The sequence below is a fragment of the Bacillus sp. 205(2023) genome (assembly GCF_037027485.1).
GTDB classification, from domain to species: domain Bacteria; phylum Bacillota; class Bacilli; order Bacillales; family Bacillaceae; genus Bacillus; species Bacillus halotolerans.
Window position 1 is genome coordinate 1,123,690 of the sequence record NZ_JAXCHF010000001.1, and the last position, 26,539, is coordinate 1,150,228.

Annotated in this window: 32 protein-coding genes and 1 other annotated feature; of the genes, 6 read left to right on the forward strand and 26 right to left on the reverse strand. The window is 44.1% G+C overall.

Annotated features, from left to right (window positions below; translation table 11 throughout):
• Positions 1 to 10 precede the first annotated feature (10 nt).
• The 4 genes from ruvA to iolG all read right to left on the reverse strand — a co-directional run bounded on the left by ruvA (position 11) and on the right by iolG (position 3,728).
• The gene (ruvA, locus tag WA325_RS05750; RefSeq protein WP_202853536.1) at positions 11 to 616 is read right to left on the reverse strand and encodes a Holliday junction branch migration protein RuvA; all 606 of its coding nucleotides are present in this window, start codon (positions 614 to 616) and stop codon (positions 11 to 13) included.
• A 138-nt stretch (positions 617 to 754) separates the two neighbouring features.
• Complete coding sequence (locus tag WA325_RS05755) at positions 755 to 1,264, reverse strand: intercompartmental signaling factor BofC (protein WP_105990296.1); 510 nt, start codon at positions 1,262 to 1,264, stop codon at positions 755 to 757.
• Between the two features lie 47 nt (positions 1,265 to 1,311).
• Positions 1,312 to 2,619, reverse strand: coding sequence for an MFS transporter (locus tag WA325_RS05760; RefSeq protein WP_105953498.1), 1,308 nt, complete (start codon positions 2,617 to 2,619; stop codon positions 1,312 to 1,314).
• A gap of 83 nt (positions 2,620 to 2,702) precedes the next feature.
• Positions 2,703 to 3,728 carry an inositol 2-dehydrogenase gene (iolG, locus tag WA325_RS05765; protein ID WP_336183308.1) on the reverse strand — a complete coding sequence of 342 codons (1,026 nt, stop codon included), beginning with the start codon at positions 3,726 to 3,728 and terminating at the stop codon, positions 2,703 to 2,705.
• 237 nt (positions 3,729 to 3,965) lie between these two features.
• On the opposite strand from iolG, the gene WA325_RS05770 reads away from it, so the two are divergent.
• Positions 3,966 to 4,616, forward strand: coding sequence for a phosphotransferase (locus WA325_RS05770; RefSeq protein WP_024122334.1), 651 nt, complete (start codon positions 3,966 to 3,968; stop codon positions 4,614 to 4,616).
• Between the two features lie 40 nt (positions 4,617 to 4,656).
• On the opposite strand, the gene WA325_RS05775 is transcribed toward WA325_RS05770, so the two are convergent.
• Positions 4,657 to 4,779 carry a hypothetical protein gene (locus WA325_RS05775; RefSeq protein ID WP_142391702.1) on the reverse strand — a complete coding sequence of 41 codons (123 nt, stop codon included), beginning with the start codon at positions 4,777 to 4,779 and terminating at the stop codon, positions 4,657 to 4,659.
• A gap of 176 nt (positions 4,780 to 4,955) precedes the next feature.
• On the opposite strand from WA325_RS05775, the gene WA325_RS05780 reads away from it, so the two are divergent.
• Together WA325_RS05780 and WA325_RS05785 are read left to right on the forward strand one after the other, a co-directional pair.
• A complete protein-coding gene (locus WA325_RS05780; RefSeq protein ID WP_336183404.1) occupies positions 4,956 to 5,309 on the forward strand; it encodes a DUF5412 family protein in 354 nt (117 codons plus the stop codon).
• Between the two features lie 270 nt (positions 5,310 to 5,579).
• On the forward strand, positions 5,580 to 7,034 hold the full coding sequence (locus tag WA325_RS05785; protein ID WP_336183309.1) for an alanine/glycine:cation symporter family protein: 1,455 nt from the start codon (positions 5,580 to 5,582) through the stop codon (positions 7,032 to 7,034).
• Between the two features lie 48 nt (positions 7,035 to 7,082).
• On the opposite strand, the gene WA325_RS05790 is transcribed toward WA325_RS05785, so the two are convergent.
• The 6 genes from WA325_RS05790 to nadB form a co-directional block, all read right to left on the reverse strand.
• The gene (locus WA325_RS05790; protein WP_336183310.1) at positions 7,083 to 7,802 is read right to left on the reverse strand and encodes a YebC/PmpR family DNA-binding transcriptional regulator; all 720 of its coding nucleotides are present in this window, start codon (positions 7,800 to 7,802) and stop codon (positions 7,083 to 7,085) included.
• A 103-nt stretch (positions 7,803 to 7,905) separates the two neighbouring features.
• A complete protein-coding gene (locus tag WA325_RS05795; RefSeq protein ID WP_024122340.1) occupies positions 7,906 to 8,517 on the reverse strand; it encodes a YhcN/YlaJ family sporulation lipoprotein in 612 nt (203 codons plus the stop codon).
• A 146-nt stretch (positions 8,518 to 8,663) separates the two neighbouring features.
• On the reverse strand, positions 8,664 to 9,827 hold the full coding sequence (gene safA, locus WA325_RS05800; protein ID WP_105990291.1) for a spore coat assembly protein SafA: 1,164 nt from the start codon (positions 9,825 to 9,827) through the stop codon (positions 8,664 to 8,666).
• A gap of 115 nt (positions 9,828 to 9,942) precedes the next feature.
• A complete protein-coding gene (gene nadA / locus WA325_RS05805) occupies positions 9,943 to 11,046 on the reverse strand; it encodes a quinolinate synthase NadA (protein ID WP_336183311.1) in 1,104 nt (367 codons plus the stop codon).
• Positions 11,033 to 11,902 (reverse strand): carboxylating nicotinate-nucleotide diphosphorylase, encoded by an 870-nt coding sequence (nadC, locus tag WA325_RS05810; protein WP_336183312.1) that lies wholly within the window; start codon positions 11,900 to 11,902, stop codon positions 11,033 to 11,035. Before nadC ends, nadA begins: the two co-directional genes overlap by 14 nt.
• Positions 11,856 to 13,451 carry an L-aspartate oxidase gene (gene nadB, locus WA325_RS05815; RefSeq protein WP_326326284.1) on the reverse strand — a complete coding sequence of 532 codons (1,596 nt, stop codon included), beginning with the start codon at positions 13,449 to 13,451 and terminating at the stop codon, positions 11,856 to 11,858. Before nadB ends, nadC begins: the two co-directional genes overlap by 47 nt.
• A gap of 102 nt (positions 13,452 to 13,553) precedes the next feature.
• On the opposite strand from nadB, the gene WA325_RS05820 reads away from it, so the two are divergent.
• Both WA325_RS05820 and WA325_RS05825 read left to right on the forward strand, forming a co-directional pair.
• A complete protein-coding gene (locus WA325_RS05820; protein ID WP_202853440.1) occupies positions 13,554 to 14,735 on the forward strand; it encodes an IscS subfamily cysteine desulfurase in 1,182 nt (393 codons plus the stop codon).
• Positions 14,701 to 15,243: a transcription repressor NadR gene (locus WA325_RS05825; protein WP_326326287.1), complete on the forward strand. Its 543-nt coding sequence runs from the start codon at positions 14,701 to 14,703 to the stop codon at positions 15,241 to 15,243. The genes WA325_RS05820 and WA325_RS05825 overlap by 35 nt, the downstream gene beginning before the upstream one ends.
• Positions 15,244 to 15,264: 21 nt before the next feature.
• Here WA325_RS05825 and pheA read toward each other — a convergent pair whose 3' ends face one another.
• Genes pheA through WA325_RS05845 form a run of 4 tightly spaced genes read right to left on the reverse strand, consistent with a single transcriptional unit; the run spans position 15,265 to position 18,537 of the window.
• The gene (gene pheA / locus WA325_RS05830) at positions 15,265 to 16,122 is read right to left on the reverse strand and encodes a prephenate dehydratase (RefSeq protein WP_202853442.1); all 858 of its coding nucleotides are present in this window, start codon (positions 16,120 to 16,122) and stop codon (positions 15,265 to 15,267) included.
• 17 nt (positions 16,123 to 16,139) lie between these two features.
• On the reverse strand, positions 16,140 to 16,583 hold the full coding sequence (thrR, locus tag WA325_RS05835) for a transcriptional regulator ThrR (RefSeq protein ID WP_010335153.1): 444 nt from the start codon (positions 16,581 to 16,583) through the stop codon (positions 16,140 to 16,142).
• A 54-nt stretch (positions 16,584 to 16,637) separates the two neighbouring features.
• Positions 16,638 to 17,924 carry a GTPase ObgE gene (gene obgE, locus WA325_RS05840; protein WP_024122348.1) on the reverse strand — a complete coding sequence of 429 codons (1,287 nt, stop codon included), beginning with the start codon at positions 17,922 to 17,924 and terminating at the stop codon, positions 16,638 to 16,640.
• A gap of 34 nt (positions 17,925 to 17,958) precedes the next feature.
• Positions 17,959 to 18,537 (reverse strand): sporulation initiation phosphotransferase B, encoded by a 579-nt coding sequence (locus tag WA325_RS05845; protein WP_095714292.1) that lies wholly within the window; start codon positions 18,535 to 18,537, stop codon positions 17,959 to 17,961.
• Positions 18,538 to 18,614: 77 nt separating this feature from the next.
• On the opposite strand from WA325_RS05845, the gene WA325_RS05850 reads away from it, so the two are divergent.
• Positions 18,615 to 18,737, forward strand: a complete 123-nt coding sequence (locus WA325_RS05850) for a hypothetical protein (RefSeq protein WP_125825434.1) — start codon at positions 18,615 to 18,617, stop codon at positions 18,735 to 18,737.
• 119 nt (positions 18,738 to 18,856) lie between these two features.
• Here WA325_RS05850 and rpmA read toward each other — a convergent pair whose 3' ends face one another.
• The 11 genes from rpmA to radC all read right to left on the reverse strand — a co-directional run bounded on the left by rpmA (position 18,857) and on the right by radC (position 26,518).
• A complete protein-coding gene (gene rpmA, locus WA325_RS05855) occupies positions 18,857 to 19,141 on the reverse strand; it encodes a 50S ribosomal protein L27 (RefSeq protein WP_003222623.1) in 285 nt (94 codons plus the stop codon).
• 12 nt (positions 19,142 to 19,153) lie between these two features.
• Positions 19,154 to 19,495 carry a ribosomal-processing cysteine protease Prp gene (locus WA325_RS05860; protein WP_024122350.1) on the reverse strand — a complete coding sequence of 114 codons (342 nt, stop codon included), beginning with the start codon at positions 19,493 to 19,495 and terminating at the stop codon, positions 19,154 to 19,156.
• A 2-nt stretch (positions 19,496 to 19,497) separates the two neighbouring features.
• Entirely contained in the window at positions 19,498 to 19,806 is a 309-nt protein-coding gene (rplU, locus tag WA325_RS05865; RefSeq protein WP_003222620.1) for a 50S ribosomal protein L21, read from the reverse strand.
• A 13-nt stretch (positions 19,807 to 19,819) separates the two neighbouring features.
• Positions 19,820 to 19,897 (reverse strand) — a sequence feature (ribosomal protein L21 leader region).
• Between the two features lie 57 nt (positions 19,898 to 19,954).
• Positions 19,955 to 20,821: a M50 family metallopeptidase gene (locus WA325_RS05870; protein ID WP_105990283.1), complete on the reverse strand. Its 867-nt coding sequence runs from the start codon at positions 20,819 to 20,821 to the stop codon at positions 19,955 to 19,957.
• Positions 20,814 to 21,608 carry a M23 family metallopeptidase gene (locus WA325_RS05875; RefSeq protein ID WP_336183313.1) on the reverse strand — a complete coding sequence of 265 codons (795 nt, stop codon included), beginning with the start codon at positions 21,606 to 21,608 and terminating at the stop codon, positions 20,814 to 20,816. Before WA325_RS05875 ends, WA325_RS05870 begins: the two co-directional genes overlap by 8 nt.
• 150 nt (positions 21,609 to 21,758) lie before the next feature.
• The gene (gene minD, locus WA325_RS05880; RefSeq protein WP_024122353.1) at positions 21,759 to 22,565 is read right to left on the reverse strand and encodes a septum site-determining protein MinD; all 807 of its coding nucleotides are present in this window, start codon (positions 22,563 to 22,565) and stop codon (positions 21,759 to 21,761) included.
• A 1-nt stretch (position 22,566) separates the two neighbouring features.
• Positions 22,567 to 23,247, reverse strand: coding sequence for a septum site-determining protein MinC (gene minC / locus WA325_RS05885; protein ID WP_024122354.1), 681 nt, complete (start codon positions 23,245 to 23,247; stop codon positions 22,567 to 22,569).
• A 52-nt stretch (positions 23,248 to 23,299) separates the two neighbouring features.
• Entirely contained in the window at positions 23,300 to 23,818 is a 519-nt protein-coding gene (gene mreD / locus WA325_RS05890; protein ID WP_010335162.1) for a rod shape-determining protein MreD, read from the reverse strand.
• On the reverse strand, positions 23,815 to 24,687 hold the full coding sequence (gene mreC / locus WA325_RS05895; RefSeq protein WP_010335163.1) for a rod shape-determining protein MreC: 873 nt from the start codon (positions 24,685 to 24,687) through the stop codon (positions 23,815 to 23,817). The genes mreD and mreC overlap by 4 nt, the downstream gene beginning before the upstream one ends.
• A 30-nt stretch (positions 24,688 to 24,717) precedes the next feature.
• Positions 24,718 to 25,731 (reverse strand): cell shape-determining protein MreB, encoded by a 1,014-nt coding sequence (mreB, locus tag WA325_RS05900; RefSeq protein WP_010335164.1) that lies wholly within the window; start codon positions 25,729 to 25,731, stop codon positions 24,718 to 24,720.
• A gap of 91 nt (positions 25,732 to 25,822) precedes the next feature.
• Positions 25,823 to 26,518: a RadC family protein gene (radC, locus tag WA325_RS05905; RefSeq protein ID WP_024122357.1), complete on the reverse strand. Its 696-nt coding sequence runs from the start codon at positions 26,516 to 26,518 to the stop codon at positions 25,823 to 25,825.
• Positions 26,519 to 26,539: the final 21 nt, after the last annotated feature.

Below are 26,539 nucleotides of genomic sequence, written 5' to 3' on the forward strand. Positions count from 1 at the left end.
GAACATCACCTTACTTCAATAGTTTTTGTAATGCTTTTTTTACGTACTGGTCTGTTGTCAGACCAATATCCTCTTTTAAGTGAGGAAGTACCTTTTTGATTTCTTTTTCGGCATATCCAAGTACCCTAAGGGCCTCGAGTGCTTCTTCAAGCGCCGTTTCTGCCGTTTGTTTTTCAAGTCTTTCTTCATGATTGAACAGATTTTCAATCATTTCAGGCACCACGTCAGCCAGCTTTCCTTTTAAATCAAGGATAATCTGGCGGGCAGTTTTTTTGCCGACACCCGGAAACTTGACTAAAAAGGCTTCATCTTCATTTTCAATTGCTTGAATGACCGCTCCCGGGTCACCTGATCCCAAAATGGCGAGTGCCCCTTTTGGACCGATTCCGGTCACATTTAACAGCTTTGTAAAGAGCGCTTTTTCCTCCCTTGTTGAAAAGCCGTATAGTAAAAACGCATCTTCTCTTACATGATGGTACGTAAAAATGGTTTCTTGACTTCTCTCCTTATATACAAACGGATTTGGCGTAAAAATCTGATAGCCGATGCCGCCGTTTTCTATCACAATATATTGGGGAGATACATAATCAATCGTCCCTTTAACAAATTCGATCACGAAAATTCACCTCTTTGACTGTTCTTCATTGTACCATAAAAACAGCCAAAGGCTTAAAGAAAAGTTAACATATGTTCGCTTCTCATTCATTGTTCCACGAAAAAAAAGACATGAGCACATGTCTTCAATCAGCAGTGGTCACCCGCTGTACGTCTTGATATGTTCTATGACATCTTCAAACTCCGCTTTCGTCCGAAACGGAATGCCTTTTTCGAGATTTTTTTGCATATGGCTCTCCAGTCTTTCTAAGTCAATTTGAAAAAAAGATTGAATCGGTTCAGAATCCGACTCCGGCCGTCCATGAAAGGTGGAAATTACTCCGCTGTCAGAAACGCCGATATACCCATTCACCTTGCTGAGCGGAGAAATATCGTCCACCTGCTTTCGAAATAGAACGTACCCATTTTTATGTTCGACAAGCGTCCATCCCGCATAATCTGCCCAAAAGTCATCCATGGAAAGCACCTTTTCACGCTTATGCTCGATGCTGACCTCTCCATCCAAATACACTTTTTCAAGCTGCACATGCACTTGCAGCGGTTCATAGTGCTCCACTTCCGCCCCTGACGCGCGGGGAGCACCCATTAGAAAAGCTGCGGCTGAGCAAAAAATCCCCAGCAACAGATACGCAGTGCTAAATCGTTTCACCCTTTACACCTCTTTGCACACGTTTATGACTAGTCTGACCAAAGAGGCTACTGCTTAACCGTTTCCTCAAAATTTGTTTGCACATTTTTCCTGACAAGCCGTTCCTCTGGATACATATCGGCGTGCCGTTCTGAAATCGTCAGAAATTGTGTCAGGAAAGCACTGAGAAAATATAATGCTGCAAAAATCCATATCACGCCGCCTGCGCCGAGCGGGCCGATAAAAAGGCTCACGATGCCGGGAGCAATAAAAGCGCACAGACCCGATCCCAGATTTAACACAGACATGGCAGCACCTTTGTTATCAGGCGCAAGCGTCGGCAAAAGCGCGCTTAATGGAACATATCCGGCCAGTGCCGCACCGTAGCAGCAGGCAATGATCATCAGCACCCAGTACTGATGCCCGATCAATTGCGGCGCGTAATAGAGCGCCAGTGTAAAAATGCCGCAGCCGACTCCGCCAAACCACATGACAGTATTGCGCCAGCCCAGTTTATCTCCGACCGCGCCGAAAATGATGTTAAATACAATGTTGACAAAAAACAGCGTCCCCCAGATTTGCAGCCATTCTGAAACAGAATAGCCGTAACGCGCCAAATAGGTCGGAAGAAATATCGCAAATCCGAATTGTCCGATAGCATTTATTGTCTTGACTATGCCGCCGATGCCGACTTTAGGATTTTCAAACATAATTGTAAACGCCTTCGACAGCTCTTTCCATTTCGGCTGATCTTGTTTTTGTACAGGCATAAATTTATCTTTATTAAAAAACAGTGCGAGAACTCCGCCTGCTGCCACAAATAGTAAAGCGCTCCAAAGCGTATTGATTTCTCCAATCGCCGGAACCGCATAGCTCGAATAAAACGGTCCAAGCACGTTCAGACCGCACGTAAACATAAACCAAAACCAGCCGACGGCTTTACCAAGGATTTGCTGAGAGGTGCTGTATGATACCCATACAAGAAACGAGTATGCAAACAGCGGGTACCCCAAGCCCCTGAGCGCGTAGCTGCCCAAGAGAGCCGGATAGTACATATGAGGAATCGCCCAGCCGATAAAAGCAACCGAACCGAGGATAAAAGCAAGTAAACCGACCGTCATCGTCTTTCTTGGCCCCCAAGTCTGGACAAAGGTTCCTGATAGCCAAGCCGAAATCGTGACAGCAATGCCATACACCGTAAAGAGCGAAGCAGATTGCTGCATACTGAGACCGTGATCAACAAGAAAAGGAGACAGCCATCCTTGCTCAAGTCCGTCTCCAACCATAAAGATGACCACGCCAATATAACCCCAAATCATGTGAGAAGGAATTCCGATTTTGTTTAAAGCATTTCCTTTAGCATGTGCTGTATTCATGATTTCCACCGCCTACTTTTTATAAAGTATCAATGGAATGTATATACCCAAGCTTGCTGTATTGTAATCCCTTTATCTGAATATTAAAAAACCATTTTTTCAGTATGTTCAATGCTGACAGGCATGCCTAAAGCGAGCGACTGCTGAGCCGCCCTTGCTATTCGTTCCGCCTGAAAGCCGTCATCGCCGGTGCAGGCAGTCTCCCGATTGGTTTTGATCGCGTCTGCAAACTGAAGAATCTCTTCTGTGTAGGCTTCCTTATAGCGTTCAAGAAAAAAGAAATGCGGTTTATCCTTCATGACAAAGTCAGCCGTTGACACTTCTACCGTCGTCGGCCTGCTGTTGTCCGCTGCTGCCGAGCCTTTCGTGCCGAAAACCTCGACCCGCTGGTCATATCCGTACACAGCTTGACGGCTGTTGTCTATCACACCCATGGCACCGTTTGCAAATGTCAAGGTCATGACAGCCGTATCAATGTCCCCCAGCTCTGCAAAGGACGGATTCACCAAAGCCGCTCCTTTTGCATACACTTCCGTCACTTCACTTCCCATGATGTATCTGGCCATATCAAAATCATGAATCGACATATCGATAAATAAGCCGCCTGATGTGCGGACATAATCAACATTCGGCGGTTCAGGGTCCCGTGACGTAATTTTTAATAAATGAGGCGTGCCGATTTCACCATTTGAGACAATGGTTTTGATTTTCTTAAAATGAGGGTCGAAACGGCGGTTAAATCCGACTTGCAGCTTAACCCCATGTTTCCGCACGGCCGCAAGTGCCTCCTTCGTTTCATCGGGAGAAAAACTGATTGGTTTTTCACAAAAAATATGTTTTTTCGCCTCAGCTGCTTCTCTGATGATTTGCGCATGTGTATTTGTTGGCGAACAGATAAATACAGCGTCAATATCAGGATCAAGTAATAAATCTCTATAGTCAGCGGTTATGTATTCAATGTGGTGACTGGCAGCCCAATCCTGTAAACAGCTTGCAGAAATATCAGAAACCGCTTTTATTTTCATATGAGGAATCCGATGTATATTTTGAACATGAAGTTTGCCGATGCGCCCTGCACCGATAATTCCTGTCACCATCTGTTTCGTCATAGCGTGTTCCCCCTTGATAGTTTACGAAAGCGCTTTATTTAAAATTAATAGTATCCCATTTGTAAGCGCTTTTCAAGGAGTGGAATAAACGTTTTTATGTCTCTTTTATCACAATCAAAGCTTATAGGTAGCCTTCTTTCCCAAGACCAGATACACTATATTTAGGCTCTTTTTCCTGAACAGTTTTGGATTTTCCTATAAACAACTGCATAAAATAGAGCAAAGAAGGTGAATGAAATGCTGACAAAAGCAGAGGCACTGGCCCATTCAGTCATATACCGCCAAAACAGCAGATTTGATAAAGTCAAAGAGAAACCCGAGGAATTAACATTGATCGGCAAGGGACGAAGCGCCTATGTGTTTGCCATAACAGAAGGTGACCGGAAAATGGCGCTGAAGGTATTTTTTCCGGAGTATCAAGCGACAGCCGTCAAAGAAGCAGCGATTTATGAAAAATTAGCCGGATCCGCATTCTACCCTGACATTTATGAAACTGGTGATTCATTTATTTTAATGGAATATATTAAAGGCGATACCTTTTACAACTGCCTGAAAAAAGGCATCGCGATCAGCGACGATATGATTCAGCAGGTAGAGGACGCACTTTCTGACGCCCGTGCAGCCGGCCTCAACCCGTCAGACATTCATTTGCGCAATCTGATTCTGACAGAATCCGGAGCAGTGCGGGTCATTGATGTTGCGAGATTTGAACAGACGAAAACGTGCACGCAGTGGGACGATTTAAAAACGGCGTATCATACGCTTTATAAAAAGCCGATTTTCCCGAAAAAAATCCCGGGCTTTTGGCTTGAGGTTATTGCTTTTTTATATAAAAAAGATTGGTTTCAGAAGCACTTTGCCCAACGGAAAAGAAAATATTCTTCATAGAAAAGGCAGCCGCATATGCGGCTGCCTTTATCATTTTATTTTACTTTCTGACAGCAGAAATTAATTTCATTTGTTCAGGCGACAGCTTGATGCGATACCCTCTCACACTCAAATAAACCACTTCTAAGTTCTTTTCGCTGGAATGACAATATGTGTTTTCCATTTCTGTCTCCCCCACCCTTTATCTATTTTCTTTTATCATACCTGCACTTTATTGAGGAAATTTTAAAGAAATGTAAAGATCGTATAAAATCCGTGATGTGGTAAAATGGGAGAAAAAAGGGAGATAGTCACATCAAAACACGCAGTAAAGTCCTTCTTATAATATTCTCATGTCTTCTGTTTTTTGGCGGTGCCGTCTATTGGATGTTTTTTTCACTGAAAAATGTTCCGAAAGGCAGCCTCGTACAATCAGTGGAATCGCCTGACGGAAGCTATACGCTAAACACTTATGTATCCAAAAATACCTTAAGCTCAGATGCCGCTAGAGGCGAACTCGTGAATGAAAAAACACTTGTCAAAAAAACAATCTATTGGAATTATCCTGACAGCAGACCAGCCGTTAAATGGTTGAACAACAATACAGTAAAAATCGGCGGCCAGACTTTACATCTCGATATCGATGAAACTTATGATTGGCGAAAGGATGATCATTGGATTCGTGAGGAACCGCCGCAAGCATCAGTGAGGTGAGATAATGAAAGATCCTTATCGCTTTGCCTTTTATATACGCAATGGCAGATCTTGGCTATTTATTTCTCAAGGACTGTTTCACAATTGGTGTCCACATGCCTTTATAAACAGAAGCGCGGCGTACTTCATACGCTGCGCTTTTTTCACCCCATTCTCCCCTCTCATGATCATTACACGTTAAATAATGTGACAGATTAATTGTAAAAATAGTTCAATTAACCCAAAATCCTCTTTATAAAAGCAATCGAAACGACGTGAGGAGGAAGCTTGATGGCAGATTTTGTTGCTAGTTTAAACGCGGTCTTATGGAGTACACCCGTCATTTATATTTTATTAGGAATTGGATTGATCTTTTCTATTGTGACCCGTTTTTTACAAGTCAGACACATCAAGGAAATGATTGTGCTGATGTTTCAAGGCAAGAGCTCAGAGGCAGGGGTATCTTCGTTTCAAGCATTATCAATCGCGCTGTCCGGCAGGGTGGGGACCGGAAACATTGCAGGTGTGGCAACAGCAATTGCGTTCGGCGGACCCGGCGCGGTGTTCTGGATGTGGGCCATTGCTTTTATCGGTGCTTCGAGCGCCTTTGTTGAATCTACTCTTGCCCAAATTTATAAAGTGAAACAAGGCGGCCAATATCGAGGCGGACCCGCTTATTATATAGAAAAAGGATTAGGCATTAAGTGGTTTGCTGTTTTATTTGCGGCTGCGGCCCTTATTGCAATGGCTCTCCTTATGCCAGGGGTCCAGTCCAACTCCATTGCAGCGGGCGTCCAAAATGCATTCGGCATCTCTCCTGCCATTACTGGCTGTTTTCTTGTTCTCTTATTAGGTTTTATCATTTTCGGAGGTATAAAACGTATCGCCAGTGCCGCACAAATGATTGTCCCGTTTATGGCAGTCGGATACATTCTGCTCTCTCTGATCATCATTGTGATGAATATTTCTGAACTGCCTGCTGTCATTTCTTTGATTTTCAGAAGTGCTTTTGCATTAGATTCCGCATTCGGCGGTCTCATCGGAATGGCCATTTCATGGGGCGTCAAACGAGGCATTTATTCAAACGAAGCCGGACAAGGAACAGGCCCTCATCCTGCTGCCGCCGCAGAGGTATCTCATCCGGTAAAGCAAGGATTGGTTCAGGCATTTTCTGTTTATATCGACACTTTATTTGTATGTTCCGCTACAGCATTCATGATTTTATTTACCGGTATGTACAATACACAGGCTGCCGACGGTTCATTTATTGTCAATCACCTGAAAGGTGTAGAAGCTGGACCGGGCTTCACTCAGGCCGCCATTGACAGTGTGCTGCCCGGCTTTGGTGCAGGCTTTGTCGCTATTGCTTTGTTCTTCTTCGCTTTTACAACCATTATGGCTTATTACTACATCGCTGAAACAAATATCGCATATTTAGCGAGAGGCAGAGAAAGCAAGTGGGCAATGCTCGGCTTAAAAATGATCATTTTAGCCGCGACATTCTACGGTGCTGTCAAAACCGCTACACTTGCTTGGGCATTAGGTGACGCGGGACTTGGCATTATGGTTTGGCTGAACGTCATTGCCATTGTTTTGCTCGCCAAGCCGGCGCTTATTGCGTTAAAGGATTATGAGCAACAGAAGAAACAAGGCTTAGACCCAGTCTTTGATCCTAAAGCTCTCGGCATCAAAAACGCTGATTTCTGGGAGAAAGAATACACACACGAAAATGAGCGCGTCTCTTAAGACGAAAAAAGACCGGCCTGAGATCACTTCGCGCCGGTCTTTTTTATATTACTGGTAATTTGTATACACTGCCTGAACATCATCATCGTCTTCAAGCGCATCAATCAATTTATCCAGTTTTTCAACAGCCTCATCATCAGCATCTGCATATGTTTTCGGAATCATGGTTACTTCAGCTGAATCGACTGGATAATTTGCTTCAAGTGCTGTTTTTACCTCTTCAAAACGTTCAGGCGCTGTTAATACCTCCAAGTATTCATCCTCTGTCTGCAGCTCTTCGCCGCCCGCTTCTATGACATCAAGCATCAGGTCATCCTCTTCTATTTGCCGATGTGTACGGTCAATTGCAATGTACCCCTTCCGCTCAAATAAAAATGCTACACATCCGCTTTCTCCGAGACTTCCGCCGTTTTTATTGAAAGCTGTCCGCACATTTGTCGCCGTACGGTTTTTATTATCAGTTAAGCACTCCACCATGACGGCAACCCCTGATGGGCCGTAGCCTTCATAGGTGATTTCCTCGTAGCTGCTGCCGTCCTGGCTTCCTGCGGCTTTTTTTAGGGCACGGTCTATATTATCATTTGGCATATTGGCGCCTTTTGCTTTTTCAATCACAAGCCGCAATGCTGAATTTGCTTCAGGATCGGCTCCGCCTTGCTTTGCTGCCACATAGATTTCTTTAGCAAGCTTCATAAATACTTTTCCGCGCTTTGCGTCTTGCGCATTTTTTCTTTTTTGGATGTTTTTCCACTTAGAATGGCCAGCCATGCTTTCACCTTCCTTGATATTTCTATGTACACTTTAATGGGTATTGCAAGCCGTTGTAAAGAAAAAGACCGCCGGGAATCACTCTCCGGCGGCCTTCTTAGTCCTAGCGTCTGTTCATTTTATGAAGTCTTGTGAACAGTCCTTTATCTGTAGATACTTGAACGTCACGGCCATCCGCATAGTTTCGTGCGGCTTTTTTGACATTTTGCCTGTCAGACTGTGTGAAATCAGCGTGGCTTCTGACTGCGATGACTACTTTGTCATCCGTTACCATCACTTGTGTGTCGTTGACGTTTTTGACTTGTTTCACACGATTGGCGATTTTTGCGGCAAGTCTTCTGTTCTCTTGGTTGTCATACCCGTTGTTGTTCGTCCCATTTCGGTTCATGTTTCTGTTATTTGTGTTGTTATATGTTCCGTCAGTTGCCAATGGGACGCGATCATCTGCAGTAACACGGTCGTTTACATTGGTTGTGTTTCGGTCACGGCCGTTCTGGCCGTTCTGGTCCTCCATCAATTCAGAGACCGGGCCGTCGTGATCCATCCCGTCTCCCTGTCTGTCAGCGTCATTCTCATTTGTATAATATCCGATTGGACGGGTATTGCCGTTATTACCGTTATTACGAGTATCATTAAGGGCATCATTATTTGCGCCGCATGCTGTTAATCCGGCTGTCATCAAAATGAGGCCTGCAATTGTTAACTTTCTACCCAATGGAAAAACCCCCCGAGGACTGATTGAGCATGTTGTGCTCGTTTTTATCATGTGCATCAGGGAGATATGTTAAGCGTGTCAGTTATGACCATTCGACGATTGTAAGGCAATACAAAAAAAGGAACGATTTACATCGTCCCGAACAATCATTCACTTTCTTCTTCCGGCCGTCCAAACATCTGGTTTGTTGAAGGCTGATTCGGCATGGAAGTTCCGGCTGCATACGGATTCGGATTTGCTCCTCCGTAAGGCATATAAGGAGTTCCATATGCTCCTCCCTGATGACCAGGTGCTGAGAAGTATGGCTGCTGATCATCGTCACACCCGCAATCATCATGATCCTTAAATGGCGGTATATAACCATGTGCCACATTTGGCTGATAAGCACCCATCACTTGAGGAGCGCCATAATAAGGACCATATGGCATATGCCCATAAGGAGATCCATAAGCCGGCGATGCATATTGAGGCGCGCCGTGCGAAGGCTGATATCCGTAATGCCCGTGATGGCTGTTTTCATGATGCTGGTTATCATATTCACCCGGATCATATTGCGAAGGTGATACAAAACTTGGCTGGAAGCCATAAGGCTGATGGATCGGAAATGCATGTGCAGGATAGTATGGGTAGCACAGGCCGGATCCAGGCAGGACAGGTGAGATAGGAACCGGACATGGCACAAAATGGGCTGGATACGGACAGTATGGCTGAACTGCCGGCATATTCGGAACAGTGTGGTGGATGTTTTCTTCTTCCATACCGCCTACATCTGGCGCCTTAGGCGTATTAGGCATATTCGGATAATTTGCATTCTCCATATTACTCATTGCCTCCTGTTGTGGAAATTGATCTTGCATGTCATACATATGATCTATATTTCCGTCATGATGCTTTTTAGGCTCCTCCGGTTTAGGAGGTGACCAAGGCTGAAAAAGCTGATTCATATCATAATAATCGTTCACATCAGCTTCAGGATACACATTATCATGCAAATTCGGCATCGGCGGGACAAAAGGAACAGACTGCTTTTCTTTCGGTTTTGTGTCTTCTACGTCGACAACGGATTTAGGCTTCTCCTTGGAAAATGGGTGTTCTTGCTTCTCATCCCCGACTGCCGCTGGACTTTTGCCCGCTTTTATCTCTTTTCTGACTGGAACACCCCCAGACGGCACTTTTATTTTCATTCCAGGCATGATTAAATCTGGATTGCTGAGCTGCGTATTGAGCTTTTTTACTTCCTCAACATCAACTCCGTATTTTTCAGCTATTTTCCAGAGTGAATCGCCTTTTTGAACGATATGGATTTTCAACGTTTTCCCCTCCTATGCAAAACGTGAACAGTTCAGTTGTGATTACAATATGTTTCTTCACAACATATGCCTGATCAAAAGAAATTATGAATACAGGAGGGGAAATATTTCTGATTTACGTGATGGTTAGCATTCGATTCAGAGCAAGAAGGGCATCGTCCTGAATGACTTTCGGCACTTTGATCACACCTGCTGGTTCTCCTTTTTCTATTTGTTCTAAAGACCAGAGCAAATGCGGGAGGTCAATTCGATTCATCGTCAGACATGGACACATATCCGGATTGAGTGATTCAATTTGTTTGTCGGAATGCTCTTGAATCAGTCGCTGAACAAGATTCATTTCTGTACCGATTGCCCATTTGCTTCCCGGCTGAGCGTGGCTGATTGCATCAATAATATATCTCGTTGATCCGCTGTCGTCACTTTGCATTACGACTTCATGGGAGCATTCAGGATGAACAATGATCCTGATGTCAGAATCTCGTTCTCTCAAATCATTTATATTTTTCACGGTGAATTTTTCATGAACAGAGCAGTGGCCTTTCCAAAGAATAACCTTGATATCGTTTTGTTCTGCCTCGTTCTCTAATTGATCCTGAATCGGGTCCCAGACAGCCATGTCCTCAAGCGGGATACCAAGTTCATAAGCGGTGTTCCTTCCTAAATGCTGATCGGGCAGAAATAAAATGCGTTTTTTCTGTGTAAACGCCCATTCAAGCACTTTTTTGGCATTGGATGAGGTTACAGTCGCTCCGCCGTGCTTTCCGACAAATGCCTTGATCTCCGCTGTAGAATTCACATAGGTTAATGGTATGATCGTGTCGCCGAATATATGCTGAAGTTTCTCCCACGCCCTGTTCGTCTGCTGCATGTCAGCCATATCAGCCATAGAACAGCCCGCTCTCATATCTGGCAGGATGACCGTTTGGTCCGTACCTGTCAGCATATCAGCGGTCTCTGCCATAAAATGTACGCCGCAAAATACAATATATTCCGCATCCTTATTTTTTTCCGCCATTTGGGCAAGCTGGAGTGAATCGCCCGTTTGGTCAGCAAATTGAATTACTTCATCCTTTTGATAATGATGGCCTGGAATAAACAACCTGCTCCCGAACTTTTCCTTAATGGCTGCAACACGTCTCTCCATCTCTTTCATTGACAGCCCTTTATAATGGTCAGGCATCATTTCAAATTGTTTGATTGCATCAAGAATTGACATAACCGCATTCCTCCACTGACTGATTTGTTAACGCTACATCCATGCTGATATCTAAGCTTCTGACCGAATGAGTCAGAAATCCTAAGGAAATATAATTCACACCCGTCCCTCTAAAAGCGGGCAGAGATTCTAATGTAATTCCTCCGGAAGCTTCGGTTTTAATGTGATCCGGTGTGATATTTGCAAAATGGCGGACAGTGTCAGGCGGGCAATTGTCAAACATAATGACATCAGCTTCAGCAAGAATGGCTTCTCTGAGCTGCTCCTCAGATTCAATTTCCACTTCAATATTCACCATGTGCCCTGCTGCCTGCCGCGCTTTTTCACACGCCTTTACAATGGAACCGCAAGCTGCAATATGATTATCTTTGATCATGATTCCGTCGTACAGGCCGAATCGATGGTTATATCCTCCTCCGACCCTGACCGCATATTTTTCGAGCATTCTTAACCCCGGCGTCGTTTTCCTTGTGTCACAAACCTTAATCTGTTCATCATCAAGCCGTTCAACAGCCTGCCTTGTCATCGTCGCAATACCCGACAGCCTTTGAATAAGATTTAATACTACCCTCTCTCCAGAAAGAAGAGCAGCGGCCGGCCCGCGTAAGACGGCAATCACATCACCCTTTCGCAAATGATCTCCATCTTTTTTGTGTAAAAACGTCTGAACCTTTTCATCTAATAAGGAAAAGCCTTCCTTAATCACCGCAGCTCCGGCGAAAATGCCGTCTGACTTTGCAACAATTGAGGACTCACAGTTCTGTCCTTCAAAGATGGACTGTGATGTAAGATCTCCCGTCCCTATATCCTCATGAAAAAAGTGATTCAGCAATTTTTTCAGCTGTAAATGATTCATTTCTCCAAATCCCTTCGTTTTTTCTCATTTTGGTTCCCTTTTTTGTATGGACAATTTGTTTTCCTTGCCAGCCTGCATCAGCCTGAGGAATATCAATTCGAAAATGCGCCCCCCTGCTTTCTTCCCGCAATAGAGCAGACGAAGTCATCAGCTTTGCAACCTGCCACAAGTGAGAAAGCTCCAGCTGCGGAATTGTGATATCCTTCACATTTATCTTCTGAGATGGGAGCCCACAAAGCCAATTGCTCATCTCAATCAGTCTGTCTTTTTCTCTTACTATGGACATGTCGCTTGTCATTCTGTTTTGCAGTTCAGAAAGTTCGATATTCGGCACCTCATAAACTCCGCTGGTTTCACCGTTGAATTGACTATACCTGTTATCAGCCGGTTTTCTCATAATATGTTCTGCTGCTCTTTTACCAAACACAAGTGCCTCCAGCAAAGAATTGCTCGCAAGACGATTGGCTCCGTGTAAGCCGGTGCATGCAGTTTCCCCTATCGCGTAAAGCCCGGGCACAGTTGTTTCTCCCCACCGATTGACTGAAACGCCTCCCATTAAGAAATGCATTCCCGGCGCAACAGGTATTTTTCTTTTGCGAATATCAACCCCTGCCTTTTGGCAAATAGAGGTGATTGTGGGAAAACGCACTTCGAAGTCAGAAATAGCGCTGCAATCGATATACACACGTTTTCCTTTTGCTATTTCTTCATGAATCATCCGCGAGACGACGTCCCGTGGTGCTAAATCCTCCAGCGGATGCCGTCCGGCCATAATACGGCGGCCATTTTGGTCTGTTATAAAACCGCCCTCACCTCTGACTGCCTCTGAAACAAGCCCAAACGAGACGCCATTTTTGACTAGAAGTGTAGGATGAAACTGGGTAAACTCTAAATCAGTTAATTCCGCTCCGGCCCGGTAAGCAAGTGAAAGACCATCACCCGTGACAGATGGATCGTTCGTATGGTGCTGAAACAAGCTGCCGCATCCGCCAGCTGCCAGCACAACCTCATCCGCATGCCGCAAATTGATCCGGCCGCGGCTGTCTTTCGTCACTACACCGGCACAGCGCCCATTCTTCATCAGCAAATCAACCGCTGTTTCATTCTCGATGACTTCGATTTGACTATTGATTTGTTTCAGCAAGTAATCAATGAGCATGCTGCCTGTAGCGTCTCCGCCTGCATGAAAAATGCGGTTGCGCGTATGGGCTCCTTCCCTGCCGAGGCTGACTTTGCCTTGTTTATCCCGGTCAAATGGAAAGTCATTCTCCAAAAAATTCTCAATGATGGTTTTTCCATCAAGCAAAACGTCTGATACGATGTTTTGATCGTTATGTCCGCAGCCTGCGTATAACGTATCCTCCATATGAGACGCAATCGAGTCATCTTTTGCATAAGCCGCCGCAATTCCGCCCTGTGCATGTCTTGAATTGCTGTTTTTTGTGCTTTTTTTCGTGATGACAGTCACCTGGTATGATGGCGGAAGTGCAGAAGCCAGGGCAAGTGCCGCCGCTCCTGAACCAATGACCGCAATCGTCTTTATAGACATATGCCACCTCCTGTTGTTTACACCTGTCTTGACACCTATATTTACACAACGATAAAATAAACTCAAGAGTTTTTTATGAAGAACATATGGAGGAAAGACCGGATGATTTATTTAGATTATGCAGCAACCACGCCAATTTGCGAGGAAGCACTGGACGTATTTCAGAAGCTCAGCATTGATATGTACGGGAATGCCAGCAGCTTGCATGACGCTGGGGGAAAAGCAAAGCATATACTGGAGTACTGCCGGGGGAAAATAGCTGACATAATCGGCGGAGAAACAGACGGTATATATTTTACAAGCGGAGGCACTGAATCCAATTTTCTTGCCATTCAATCATTGTTAAACGGCTTGCCAAAAACAAAAAGACATTTTATTACGACTGCCATGGAACATCAATCAATCCATAACTGTGCTGCTTTACTGCGGAATCATGGCTTTGACGTGACAATCATTAAGCCTAACGAGTACGGACTTATTACCGAGGAAATATTGGCAGCTCATATTCGCCCGGACACAGGCCTGGTTTCTATTCAGCATGCCAATTCAGAAACAGGAATTATTCAGCCCATTAAACACCTGTCATCGTATCTTCACAACAGGCAAATTCTTCTTCATTGTGATGCGGTACAAACATTCGGCAAACTGCCCATCCATACTGAAGAAATGGGGGTGGATGCTCTCTCTGTTTCGAGTCACAAAATTCACGGCCCTAAAGGAGTCGGAGCTGTCTATATTCGGCCGGACGTCAATTGGAAACCGGTGTACCCTGACACCGTTCATGAAAATGGGTTTCGAGCAGGCACGGTAAACGTACCGGGTATCGGAGCCTTTACAGCGGCTGCGGAGCTGATCGTAAGTGAAATGGAAAGTCAGATATCCCACAATCAAACGCTGAGACAATATTTTTTAGAACAAATCCGTATTCGGTCTCTCCCTGTAACCCTTGCGGCAGATGGTGCAAACACAGAATGTCTGCCCCATATTATCGGGTGTTTTTTTGGCTCATTTGAAGGACAATATGTTATGTTAGAATGTAATCGGAATAATATTTGCATTTCAACGGGCAGCGCTTGTTCTGCAGGTTATCATGGGCCGTCTGAAACGATGAAAGCGTTAAGAAAAACAGAACAGGAAGCCCTGCAATTTATCCGGATCTCTTTCGGAAAAAACACAACAACTGAACAGCTGGATATGTTATTAGATACGTTTACAGCGCTTTTGGAACAAAGGAAAGGAGAATATCATATTGACCGAAGAATTAAAGCTCTTGGGCGCCAATAGGCGTGAGCAGCTTCTTTTGTGGCTGAAGGAATCCACATCGCCGCTGACAGGAGGAGAGCTCGCCAAAAAAGCCAATGTTTCGAGACAGGTGATCGTTCAGGATATCTCGCTTTTAAAAGCGAGTAACGAGCCGATTATCGCCACAAGCCAAGGCTATGTCTATCTGGACGCCGCCGCTCAGAAGCATCAGCAGGCAGAAAGAATCATAGCGTGTCTGCACGGGCCTGAACGGACAGAAGAAGAATTGCAGCTCATCGTGGATGAAGGGGTAACTGTAAAAGACGTAAAAATTGAGCACCCTGTATACGGAGATTTAACTGCAGCGATCCAAGTCGGCACTCGAAAAGAAGTCAAACATTTCATCAAAAAGATCAATTCCACAAATGCCTCCTATTTATCACAGCTGACAGATGGTGTGCATCTTCATACACTGACAGCACCCGATGAACATCGCATCGATCAAGCCTGTCAAGCACTCGAAGAAGCCGGTATTTTGATTGAAGACTAAAAAAAGCCCTAATAGGGCTTTTTATAATTGATAAGATTGATATGTACCAAGCAGCTTTACTTTGCATCCGAGCGCCTCAAGCTCCTGCATAGCCCCAGGGATTAATACTTCATCAAACGCCTGTTCAATATCAATAATAAAGAAATAATTCCCTAACCCGGTTTTGGTCGGACGGGATTCGATTTTTGACAGGTTTAAGTTTCTCCAAGAAAAAGCAGACAGCACTCTATGCAGCGCTCCGGACTGATCATCCTGCGGAAGCATCACCATCAGTGTTGTTTTTGGTCTTGAATTCAATTTTGAATTCACTTCAAATGATATATTTTCATCAGGAGACAGAATGACAAATCGCGTATGATTGTCTCTATAATCCTGTATATCCCGTTTTACGATTTTTAATTCGTATGTAGAAGCCGCCATTTCATTGGCAATCACCCCGATATTCAGCTCGGGATGGTCACTGACAAATTTTGCCGCCGCTCCGGTTGAATTGGCGTATTCATACGGCACGGAAGAAAAATGCCGATGGAGAAATTTATGGCACTGTGCAATCGCATGTGAATGAGAATAAATTTTGTCTAGGTCCTTCCATGCATTCTCTCTGGAAGGATGAACGAGTAAGTGCTGATGAATCGGCAATGTCATTTCACCTACGATAGGCAGAGGCTGTTCATGTATTAAATAGTCTATTGTTAAATTTACTGATCCTTCTAATGCGTTCTCTAAAGGAACAAACGCAAAATCAACCTCACCCGCAACTGCCGCATCTATACATTCCGGTATCGTGCGGTAAGCAACATGCTCGGCGCCATTTTGGAAACAAGAACTGACTGCTAGATGTGTGAATGTAGCTGCTGGACCTAAATAACCGACTTTCATGACGATATTCTCTCCCCTTACGCTCCTGAACCTAATATTTCAACCTTTTCTACAAAGTCAAACTTTCTCATCTTGTTCATTAATGTATGAATATCCTCTTCCATTGCAGATGTACTGATAGACAGCGTTACGTTCGCTCTCCCTTGAAGCGGGATGGTCTGGTGAATGGAAAGAACGTTGCTTCCAGAGTCAGCCACCGCCTGAAGGAGCTGAGATAACGCGCCTGAGCGATCCTCTAAATGAAAGAAAAGTGTGATAATTTGCTCTTTAACCATTGTATAAAAAGGAAAAACGGCATCTCTGTATTTATAAAATGCACTTCTGCTTAAATCCACCTTTTGAACGGCATCTGCCACTGATTCTGCTTTTTTTCGATCCAGCAGTTTTTTGACTTCCAATGTTTTTCTCATCGCATCAGGCAACACATCTTCACGGACAAGATAAAACGTCTCCTCTTTCACTTGCATCCCCCCTTTTGAAAATAGAGAGCCTGATATCCAGGCTCTCACCCATTATTAATCAATAAATTCAAATTCGAATTCAAGAAGTCTGATAATGTCTCCGTCTTTGGCCCCGCGTTCTCTGAGTGCTTCATCAACACCCATTCCCCGCATCTGTCTTGCAAATCGTTTAACGGATTCATCACGTGAGAAATCAGTCATCTTGAATAACCGCTCAAGACTGTCTCCTGAAAGCACAAAGACTCCGTCAGGATCTCGCGTAATGCTGAATGGCACTTCTTCATTCTCCATCGTGTACATGACACGGTTTTGCGTAAGCTCTTCCTCGTCATACAGCGGGAATTCCGGAGTGTTTTCCAGCTGATTGGCGACTTCATACAGAAGCTCGCGAAGTCCTTCTCTTGTCACTGCACTGACCGGGAATACCGGATAATCATCCGTCAGCTTTTCTTTAAACCCTTCAAGATTTTCCGCCGCCTGCGGCATGTCCATTTTATTTGCGACAATAATTTGCGGGCGCTCAGTGAGACGCAAATTGTACTCGCTCAATTCCTGATTAATTGTCACATAATCCTCATACGGATCGCGGCCTTCCAAGCCGGACATATCAATGACATGAACGATAACACGGGTCCGCTCAATATGGCGCAAAAATTGGTGGCCAAGCCCGACGCCTTGATGAGCCCCTTCAATCAGTCCAGGCAAATCGGCTATAACGAAGCTCCGTCCATCATCTGTTTCGACCATGCCAAGATTCGGAACAAGTGTCGTAAAATGATAATCCGCAATTTTCGGTTTTGCAGATGAAACGACGGACAACAAAGTCGATTTTCCTACACTTGGGAACCCGACAAGCCCGACGTCTGCAAGCACTTTTAATTCAAGAACAACATAGCGTTCTTTTCCCGGTTCACCGTTTTCTGAGAGCTGAGGTGCGGGGTTCGCCGGTGTGGCAAAGCGTGAGTTCCCTCTTCCGCCTCTTCCGCCCCTTGCGATGACAGCCTGCTGTCCATGTTCGGTTAAATCGGCAATGACCTGTTTTGTATCATCGTCTGTCACAACAGTGCCAGGCGGCACTTTAATGACCATATCATCAGCATTTCGTCCATGCTGGTTTTTTGACATGCCATGCTCGCCGCGAATCGCTTTAAAGTGTTTTTTATATCTAAAATCCATAAGAGTACGGAGACCTTCGTCCACTTCAAAAACGACGTCTCCTCCTTTTCCGCCGTCGCCGCCGGCAGGGCCGCCTTTCGGCACATATTTTTCACGGCGAAACGCAACCATCCCGTTGCCTCCGTCGCCGCCTTTTACATACACTTTCACCTGATCTACAAACATAATGTCCTCCGTTCTAAACCGTTAAAAAACTCCGCTAGTTCAACCCAATTTCAATCAGACATTCGTGACTTGTGATCTCAAAACGCATGATATCAAAGTCCTCATATCCATTTTGCCGAAAATCGTCAAAGGCAGATATATTGGCAAAAGTGCCGTGAAAATCAAGGTACAGAATCAGCTGTCTGTCAGGATGATCGGTTTGAAGCGAAACGGTTAAATGATTTTCACTGCCTCTAGTGACTGCTTGTTCAAACAGATCAAACAGCTTTCTCATCAGTTTCGCCAATTTTTGATCATAAGCTGACAAATCCTTAATTTCCCCGAGAACTTCATATTCAAGTGTCATACATTGGGCTTTCCAATTAAACGTAAGAAAATCAAACGCTAAATGCGGTGTTTTCAGGTTTGAGAGCTTTGATTCGTGCTTAGCGTCTATCACCATTTCTTCAATGATTTCAAAGACGCGGTCATACTTCTGCAAGCTTAAGTTTCCTTTAATTAGCTGCAGCTTATTCATCCAATCATGCCGGGAATGGCCAAGAAGATGAATCAGTTCATTTGTTAAAGCCGTATCGCTTATATTTTCTTCTTGATTTTTTGAAACATCCTTCATTTTCGCACTCCCAATCATTTGATTTCTTATTTAGGAGTCTGTATAAGTGTGTATTATGAATTATAACAGAGAAGGCTTTGATAGAAAAACAATTGTTTTTCCCAGAAATATCATGTTCCTTTTTTCTGGCTTCGGTTGATTTTCAGCCAGGCAGAACATTTTATGTATTACTGCTTGGGGAACATATCCAGTGGGTTTGAGACATTCGTTCTCATTCTTGGCGGGGTCTGCTCGCACATACTCTGCATAACATTCTTGATGCTTACTCCGCATATTGCAAAAAAAACTCCAGTCATCATCGACCGGAGTTTTTGAATCATTATTGAGCTACAGGATATACGCTCACTTTTTTGCGGTCACGGCCGAAACGTTCGAATTTAACAGTTCCGTCGATTTTCGCAAAAAGAGTGTCATCTCCGCCGCGGCCCACGTTTTCACCTGGGTAAATTTTTGTTCCGCGTTGACGGTAAAGGATAGAACCGCCTGTTACGAATTGACCGTCAGCACGTTTAGCACCTAAACGTTTAGCCTCAGAGTCACGTCCGTTCTTTGTAGAACCTACTCCTTTTTTAGAAGCGAAAAACTGAAGATCTAATCTAAGCATGTAGCTCACCTCCTATATTATGTTTGTGGTCACACGCAAGTGATCTTTATAATCCCGCTCAATTGTCTCTAACGAAACAATCATGCCTTCAATCAGCAACTGAGCTTTTTGGCGCGCCTCCGGATCGAGAGATTCAGGGAATTCAAAATAGAAATAACCCCCATCTTCTCCTATATCAAGAAGCGGCTCGAAGCCCGCCAGCGCGATGACCGCGTTAACGGATCCAAACACAACGGCTGTTACTCCGGCACAAACGAGATCTTGTCCATGTTCAGCAAAGTCGGCGTGGCCCGTCATTTCAAAAGACAATAAGCTTTTGTCAGTACGGGACCTTCTGATTGTTGCCTGAATCATGCTTACGCGTTGATTTTTTCGATCGTCACTTTAGTGTAAGGCTGACGATGACCTTGTTTTTTATGAACGTTTTTCTTTGCTTTGTATCTGAAAACAGTGATTTTTTTCGCGCGGCCTTGTTTTTCAACTTTAGCCGTTACTGTTGCGCCTTCAACTGTAGGGTTGCCGACTTTCACATTGTCTCCGCCAACAAACAAAACGTCTTCAAAAGTAACTGTTTCACCTGCTTCAGCAGCAAGTTTCTCGATGTAAACAGTTTGGCCTTCTTCAACTTTAATTTGTTTACCGCCTGTTTTAATGATTGCGTACATTCTCTGCACCTCCTATTAGACTAAGACTCGCCAGATACCAGGGGGCTGTAAAACAACTCTTAACACCTGTACTGAGCGGTTGTAGCATTGGTGCTACATCCATAACATTAAAAAATATATCAGAATATAAGGCGTTTGTCAATCGATTTTAATAAGGGAGCAGCAGCTCTTCCATGGAGGAATTTGTCCGCTTATCAGCAAAGTAGGCATGCAGCACTTCATTCTCATCCAGCTGGCTTAGCTTCTCTCCGGATTTTTCTATAATAATGGGATGCTTGCAGCCTCGTTTGAATTCCGCCATGACATGATAGACTTTGTCCTCAGCATTAACGGTAAGCGGAAGCAATTTTTCAAGCTCGCGGTTTTTCCCATAATATCTTTCCAGGAGAAACCTCACATGGATGTAGTGTCTTTGCCTGTACTCCTCAAACAGAGAAACAGCCAGAAAGACAAACAAAACCCATGCGCTGATTTGCAGAGGAACCGCAAATAAAACCCAGCATGCGAGAAGCAGGCAGCACACAAGTGAAGTCTTTAGATTCAGCCGGTGCGCTTTTTGAAAAGACAGATGCTTTGAAAAAATTAAAAATAACAGCTTACCGCCATCAAGCGGCCAAATCGGCAGCAGATTCACAAATAAAATAGATAGATTATAAAATGTAAACAGCTCAAAGGTCTGCTGATCAATTATTGAGAGGCCTGCAATCATCCAAGCGGCAAGCTGGAGCCAAATGTGCTGAAGAGGTCCGGCAATAATAACCGCAAACTCTTCCTTTAACGGTCGATTTCCGTGCTCTTCCACTTCAACCGTTCCTCCAAATGGCAGCAAAAAAACACGCTTGATTCTCCAAGAAAAAAACACGGCCAGAGCGGCATGCCCCAGCTCATGGATCAGAACAATCACAAGTAAACACAGCAATGCTTTCATATGCCCTGTAATCAGCCCCAGCGCCATGATAATCCAAAGAAAAGGATGAACATGAGTTTTCAAGATGAGGTCAAGCCATTTATTCAAATGAGATCACCTGGATCGGATCAATAAATTTGTCGCCGTCTTTCATGGCAAAATAATAGAGCCCTTTGTTATGATCATCGAGTTTAATCGAACCGAGCTTTTTGCCTTTATCTACAAAATCATATAAAGCGACATCCACGTCTTTCAGTTCACCATAAATGCTGTAGGTATTGTCAGCATGCTGCACTTTCACTGTCAGCCCCGTCTCACCGTCTTTACTGACTTCAACAACATAGCCTTCTTTTATACAATCGATTGTATCGCTGCTTGTTTCGACTTTAATGCCTTCTCCGTTGTCCTGAAAATCCTGCTGAACTTTACCAGATGCGGGTGCGACGAGATCCTGACCCACTTCAACCTGCTGTTCCTTATTTTTCTTTTCAGGAGCAAGAAATGCAAGCGGGCTGCCAAATTTCGTTTCAAACCAATGGCTTGCTGAAGCAAATTGAAATTCTGTTTCGAAGGTTTGTGCAACGACCGGCTTGAGCTGGCTGACGGGTCCAATATTTGTTTTATAGGCTATGGCAGAAACAAGAACAAGGCAGGCCGATAGAAGACATTTCAGAATAATTGAGTCTGTTTTCACCAAAGGGTGTCTTCCGCTGAAATTCGAATTGCCATCCTCATATACCGGGAGGGTTCCATGTTTTTCCTGATCAGACATCATGACCCAGGACGGCGTTTTTTGCTTTTCGGAACCTGTCTGAGTAGGGAAACGTTTTGAGCCGGAAACCTGTTTCCTTCTTTTCTCTAATCGTTTTCTGATTTCATCTGCTCTGTGACTCATTGCCATCATCCTTTGCATTCGTTGGGTTTGTACATCATATGTCTTGTCCACGGCAATTATTCGATTTACCTTCAAGCACAGAGCAGTCAGAAACAAAAAAACCTGACACAGCATTTGCTTTGTCAGATTCTTCTCTTTTATTCTATGAAATTATGATCTTACTCCGAAAAATGACTTAATCTTAGCCATCATTCCCTTGTTCTGCTCTTCAAGCACCTGCAAAGGAACAGATTCGCCTAAAATGCGGCGGGCAATATTGCGATATGCGATGGAAGCGCGGTTTTTCGGGTCCATTGCAATCGGTTCGCCATGGTTAGATGCCTTAATGACTTCATCATCATCGGCAACGATACCGAGCAAATCAATCGACAAATGCTGAACGATTTCATCGATATCCATCGTGTCACCGTTTTTCATCAGGTGATTTCTGATTCTGTTTACAACGAGCCGCGGCGGTTCAATATTTTCTTCTTGCTCCAAAAGCCCTATAATGCGATCAGCATCTCGCACAGCTGAAATTTCAGGCGTTGTGACCACTACCGCCTTGTCAGCCCCGGAAACGGCGTTTTTGTATCCTTGCTCAATTCCTGCGGGGCAGTCTATGATGACATAATCAAATTCCTGCTTGAGCTCTTGGACCATAGTTTTAATTTGTTCAGGAGCAACAGCCGTTTTATCACTCGTTTGAGCAGCGGGCATTAAATAGAGCAAATCATCAAAACGTTTATCCTTTACGAGCGCCTGATGCATTTTACATCTGCCCTCTACAACGTCTACGAGATCATAAATAATTCTATTTTCAAGACCCATTACTACATCCAGGTTGCGCAGTCCTATATCAGTATCTACTAAACATACACGCTTCCCTAAAATGGCTAAGGCGGTACCGAGGTTAGCAGATGTTGTTGTTTTACCTACTCCGCCTTTTCCCGAAGTTATTACGATAGCCTCACCCAATTCACATTCCTCCCTCAAGCCTTGTTAGATCAGGTCTTAAATGAGCCAAATGTTGAAGGCGTTCAATGACCATATTTCCGTCTGTATCTAAATAAGCACATTCCATTTCGTTCCCTTTTTGAATGTGGTCTGGGGAGCGATTTAACACGTGATTGATTCTTAACTGTGTCGGCAGCATTTCAGAGGCAGCAATGACCGCATGGTTATTTCCGTTAAATCCGGCGTGGGCAATCCCTTTCAGCGAACCCAGAACAAAAATGTTTCCGCCGGCTCTGACTGTCCCGCCCGGGTTCACATCTCCGATTAGAAGCAAATCGCCCTTCACCTCGAGCACTTGGCCTGAACGGACAATTTTTGAAACAGAAATAATTTCAGCTTCCTCTTTCATACGCTGTGCTTCTTTTTTAGTAATGACTTCACTCTCAATAGAATGAACAAACAAATCTTTCTTTGACGCAATTAATTCGGTCAGCTGTTCCTCTTGCTCCTGATATAAGCAGCGATTGCCCAGCTTAATGTGAACGCTGATTTTCTGGCCTTTTCCATCTGTATATTGTTCAATTGACAGCATATTCTGAAGACCATCGAGAAGCTCATCAAAAGAACATGCATCATCAAGATGCAATGTCAAACCATTCTTTGTTCCTTTTATCGTTACATATTGCTGCTTTTTGGTCTTCACAATATTCACCTCAACAACATACTCATTTCGTCAAAAAAAGATAAAATCCTTTTTACTCATCTCTCAATTCTTTCTTTAGACTCATAAAAAATAATCTAAATGGGAGAACCAGGATGAGTGCGCTTATCATATTTAATAAAACTGTCGGTATAAACCGGTCTAGCACAAAGCCATTAAACGTCATAATGTCTTTGTGAATCAGCGACTGAATGCCGAATACATAAAATTCAAGCAGGCAAACTGCGAGAACAGCAATCAGGATGACGACAAAAGCGTTTGTGTGCAGCACTTTAAACGCTTTTGACGCCAAATAGCTTAGCCCCGCAAAGCCAAACATATAAACACCTAATAGACTTGTATAATTCATATCATATAGAAAGCCGAAAATAAAACCGTAGATCACCGCGTGTTTTTGATTGATAAAAGCCGACATAAAAATCAGCACAAGCATCAGAAAACGCGGGACGAGCACCTGGTCATCCGTGACGAACGGGAAATGCACCAGATCAGTAAAGATGCTTTCCGCCGAAAAAACCAACATCATAACGAAAGGGAGAAGGAAACGTTTCACGATCCTTCCTCCTCTGTATCGACAGTCGGCACATCACGATTAACAACGATCACATTATTTAAATCAGAAAGATCAGCCGCAGGTTTTACATAGGCAACTTTCGTTAATCCATAAGAGTCAGACTCGATCTCAGTCACTTCACCGATTGTCAGCCCTTCTGGAAATACGCCTCCTGTGCCCGACGTTTCAATCAGATCGCCTTTTTTCACGTCTTGTTTATCCTTGCGTTCGATTATGGTCATCTTCAGCCGTTTTTTGTCTTTATCATAGCCTTCGATTAAACCGTAGCCTTTGCTGCCTTTTTTCCCGGAAATGGTTGTTGCGACTCTGTTATTCCGGTCAGTATCGCTTAAAAGCTGGACCGTAGACGTAAAGTTATTAAGGCCGGAGCTTTTAATCTTCCCGATTAATGCGCCTTTTTCGTTCGTTACAGCCATATCTTTCGCTACGTTTTGCTGAGTCCCTTTGTTAATGGTCACCTGCTTCGCCCAGTTATCAGGACTTCTGGCAATGACTGTCGCCAAAATCGGCTTGTAATCTTTTATTGATTTCACATGGCCGAGTTCGTCACGCAAGGATTTGTTTTCGTCTTCAAGTTCTTGAAGCTTGGCTTCATATTTTGTCTGTCCGTCAAGCTTTTCTCTCAGACGCTCGTTTTCTTCGTATGTGTTTTTTAAATCACTAATGTTCTCAAATATCCCTGCAAAAAATTCGGCAGGCGTATGAAAAATGTTTTGAAATACTCCCGTCGTATCACCGATCAGTTTCTCAGGCCAGGTGGTATTACGGCCGTCCTTCAGCGAAAATCCAATCATAGCCACCAATATGATAATACACAGAAGTAATAGCATTAACCGTTTATTCGGCATCGTGTTACACCTCTTCTATTGAACTCCCGATTATCTTGTTTTTCCTTTGAAAAGATGGATGTGCTCCAGTGCTTTTCCTGTACCGATCGCTACACAATCAAGCGGGTCTTCAGCGATAAGGACCGGCATTTTTGTTTCTTCGCTGATGACTTTGTCCAGATTACGAAGAAGCGCTCCGCCGCCGGTTAACACAATACCTCTGTCCATGATATCTGCGGCAAGCTCAGGCGGTGTTTTTTCAAGTGTGCTTTTCACTGCCTCTACAATGGTTGACACAGTGTCACGCAAAGCATTAGAAATTTCTTTTCCAGTAATTTCGATCGTTTTCGGCAGACCTGTCAGCAAGTCACGGCCGCGGATTTCCATTTTATCGGATTCTTCTGCGGATTCAGCAGAGCCGATATCCATTTTAATCGCTTCAGCAGTGCGGTCCCCGATCATCAGGTTGTATGTTTTTCTGATGTAGTTGATAATCGCATCGTCCATTTCATCACCGGCAACGCGGATGGATTGAGATGTTACAATACCTCCGAGGGAAATAATCGCAACTTCTGTCGTTCCGCCCCCGATATCAACAACCATGCTACCAGTCGGTTCCCAAACCGGCAGATTGGCGCCGATAGCCGCAGCAAACGGTTCTTCGATCGGATACGCGTCACGCGCTCCTGCTTGTCTTGTCGCATCGATAACAGCACGCTCTTCAACCGCAGTAATGCCGGATGGCACACAAACCATCACATAAGGTTTTCTGGCAAACATGCCTTTATTTTTAATGGCTTGATTGATGTAATATTTCATCATGGTAGCCGTTGTTTCATAATCAGCGATAACGCCGTCTTTCATCGGGCGAAGAGCCACTACGTTTCCAGGAGTCCGTCCGATCATATTTTTCGCATCATTTCCGACAGCAACAATCGATTTCGTATCCGTTTGCAGAGCAACGACTGACGGCTCTCTCACAACAATTCCTTTACCTTTTACAAAAACAAGCGTATTCGCAGTTCCAAGATCTATACCAAGGTCTCTTGTACCAATTCCAAACATATGTATGTATCTTCCTTTCTTAAAGCAAAAATACCCTAAAGGGAAAAACTCATAAACTCTATTATAGCTTAATTCGACGAAAAAAAAAGTGTTACAAATATCCTTTTTCCTTTAAACTCACAAATTTTTTGTCGCCAATCACCAAATGGTCAAGCAGCTCGATGCCAATCAGGTTTCCGCATTCAAACAGCCGTCTTGTCACTTCAATATCTTCCCTGCTCGGCGTCGGATCCCCCGAAGGATGATTGTGGATACAAATAAAGGAAGCAGCAGATCGTTTGAACGCTTCTTTAAATACCTCCCTGGGGTGGACAATAGATGAATTCAGACTTCCGATAAAAACAGTGCGTTTATGGATGACTTGGTTTTTTGTATTTAAATATAAACAGACAAAATGCTCCTGGGTTAAAAAGCGCATATCCTCCATGACCAGGTTTGCGCCGTCTTCCGGGGAGCGGATTACAAAATGTTCTTCATTGGCTAGTTTATGAATACGGCTTCCCAGTTCAACTGCTGCCAGTATTTGCACAGCCTTCACCAGACCGATTCCCGGGATGCTGGACAGCTCCTCAACGGAAGCTTCTTTCAGCAGACGCAGCCCGTCAAACGAGCGCAGAAGCCTGTTTGAAAGGTTCATAACAGATTCGTTCTTTGTGCCTGTCCGCAATAAAATAGCCAAAAGTTCGTTGTTTGCTAAGTTCTCGGCTCCGACTTTCAGCAGCCGTTCTCTAGGTTTTTCTTTCTTTGGGAAATCTCTGAGTTTTAATGGCAGATCGTGTATGATCAAGCCCTCCTTTTCTTTCCCTTC

Coding starts and splice junctions, on each gene's coding strand:
- WA325_RS05760 (WP_105953498.1), bottom strand. CDS start 2,619: ATGAATACAGCACATGCTAAAGGAAATGCTTTAAACAAAATCGGAATT.
- iolG (WP_336183308.1), bottom strand. CDS start 3,728: ATGACGAAACAGATGGTGACAGGAATTATCGGTGCAGGGCGCATCGGC.
- WA325_RS05770 (WP_024122334.1), top strand. CDS start 3,966: ATGCTGACAAAAGCAGAGGCACTGGCCCATTCAGTCATATACCGCCAA.
- WA325_RS05775 (WP_142391702.1), bottom strand. CDS start 4,779: ATGGAAAACACATATTGTCATTCCAGCGAAAAGAACTTAGAAGTGGTT.
- WA325_RS05785 (WP_336183309.1), top strand. CDS start 5,580: ATGGCAGATTTTGTTGCTAGTTTAAACGCGGTCTTATGGAGTACACCC.
- WA325_RS05790 (WP_336183310.1), bottom strand. CDS start 7,802: ATGGCTGGCCATTCTAAGTGGAAAAACATCCAAAAAAGAAAAAATGCG.
- nadA (WP_336183311.1), bottom strand. CDS start 11,046: ATGTCAATTCTTGATGCAATCAAACAATTTGAAATGATGCCTGACCAT.
- nadC (WP_336183312.1), bottom strand. CDS start 11,902: ATGAATCATTTACAGCTGAAAAAATTGCTGAATCACTTTTTTCATGAG.
- nadB (WP_326326284.1), bottom strand. CDS start 13,451: ATGTCTATAAAGACGATTGCGGTCATTGGTTCAGGAGCGGCGGCACTT.
- WA325_RS05820 (WP_202853440.1), top strand. CDS start 13,554: ATGATTTATTTAGATTATGCAGCAACCACGCCAATTTGCGAGGAAGCA.
- pheA (WP_202853442.1), bottom strand. CDS start 16,122: ATGAAAGTCGGTTATTTAGGTCCAGCAGCTACATTCACACATCTAGCA.
- obgE (WP_024122348.1), bottom strand. CDS start 17,924: ATGTTTGTAGATCAGGTGAAAGTGTATGTAAAAGGCGGCGACGGAGGC.
- WA325_RS05845 (WP_095714292.1), bottom strand. CDS start 18,537: ATGAAGGATGTTTCAAAAAATCAAGAAGAAAATATAAGCGATACGGCT.
- rpmA (WP_003222623.1), bottom strand. CDS start 19,141: ATGCTTAGATTAGATCTTCAGTTTTTCGCTTCTAAAAAAGGAGTAGGT.
- WA325_RS05860 (WP_024122350.1), bottom strand. CDS start 19,495: ATGATTCAGGCAACAATCAGAAGGTCCCGTACTGACAAAAGCTTATTG.
- rplU (WP_003222620.1), bottom strand. CDS start 19,806: ATGTACGCAATCATTAAAACAGGCGGTAAACAAATTAAAGTTGAAGAA.
- WA325_RS05875 (WP_336183313.1), bottom strand. CDS start 21,608: ATGAGTCACAGAGCAGATGAAATCAGAAAACGATTAGAGAAAAGAAGG.
- mreC (WP_010335163.1), bottom strand. CDS start 24,687: ATGCCGAATAAACGGTTAATGCTATTACTTCTGTGTATTATCATATTG.
- mreB (WP_010335164.1), bottom strand. CDS start 25,731: ATGTTTGGAATTGGTACAAGAGACCTTGGTATAGATCTTGGAACTGCG.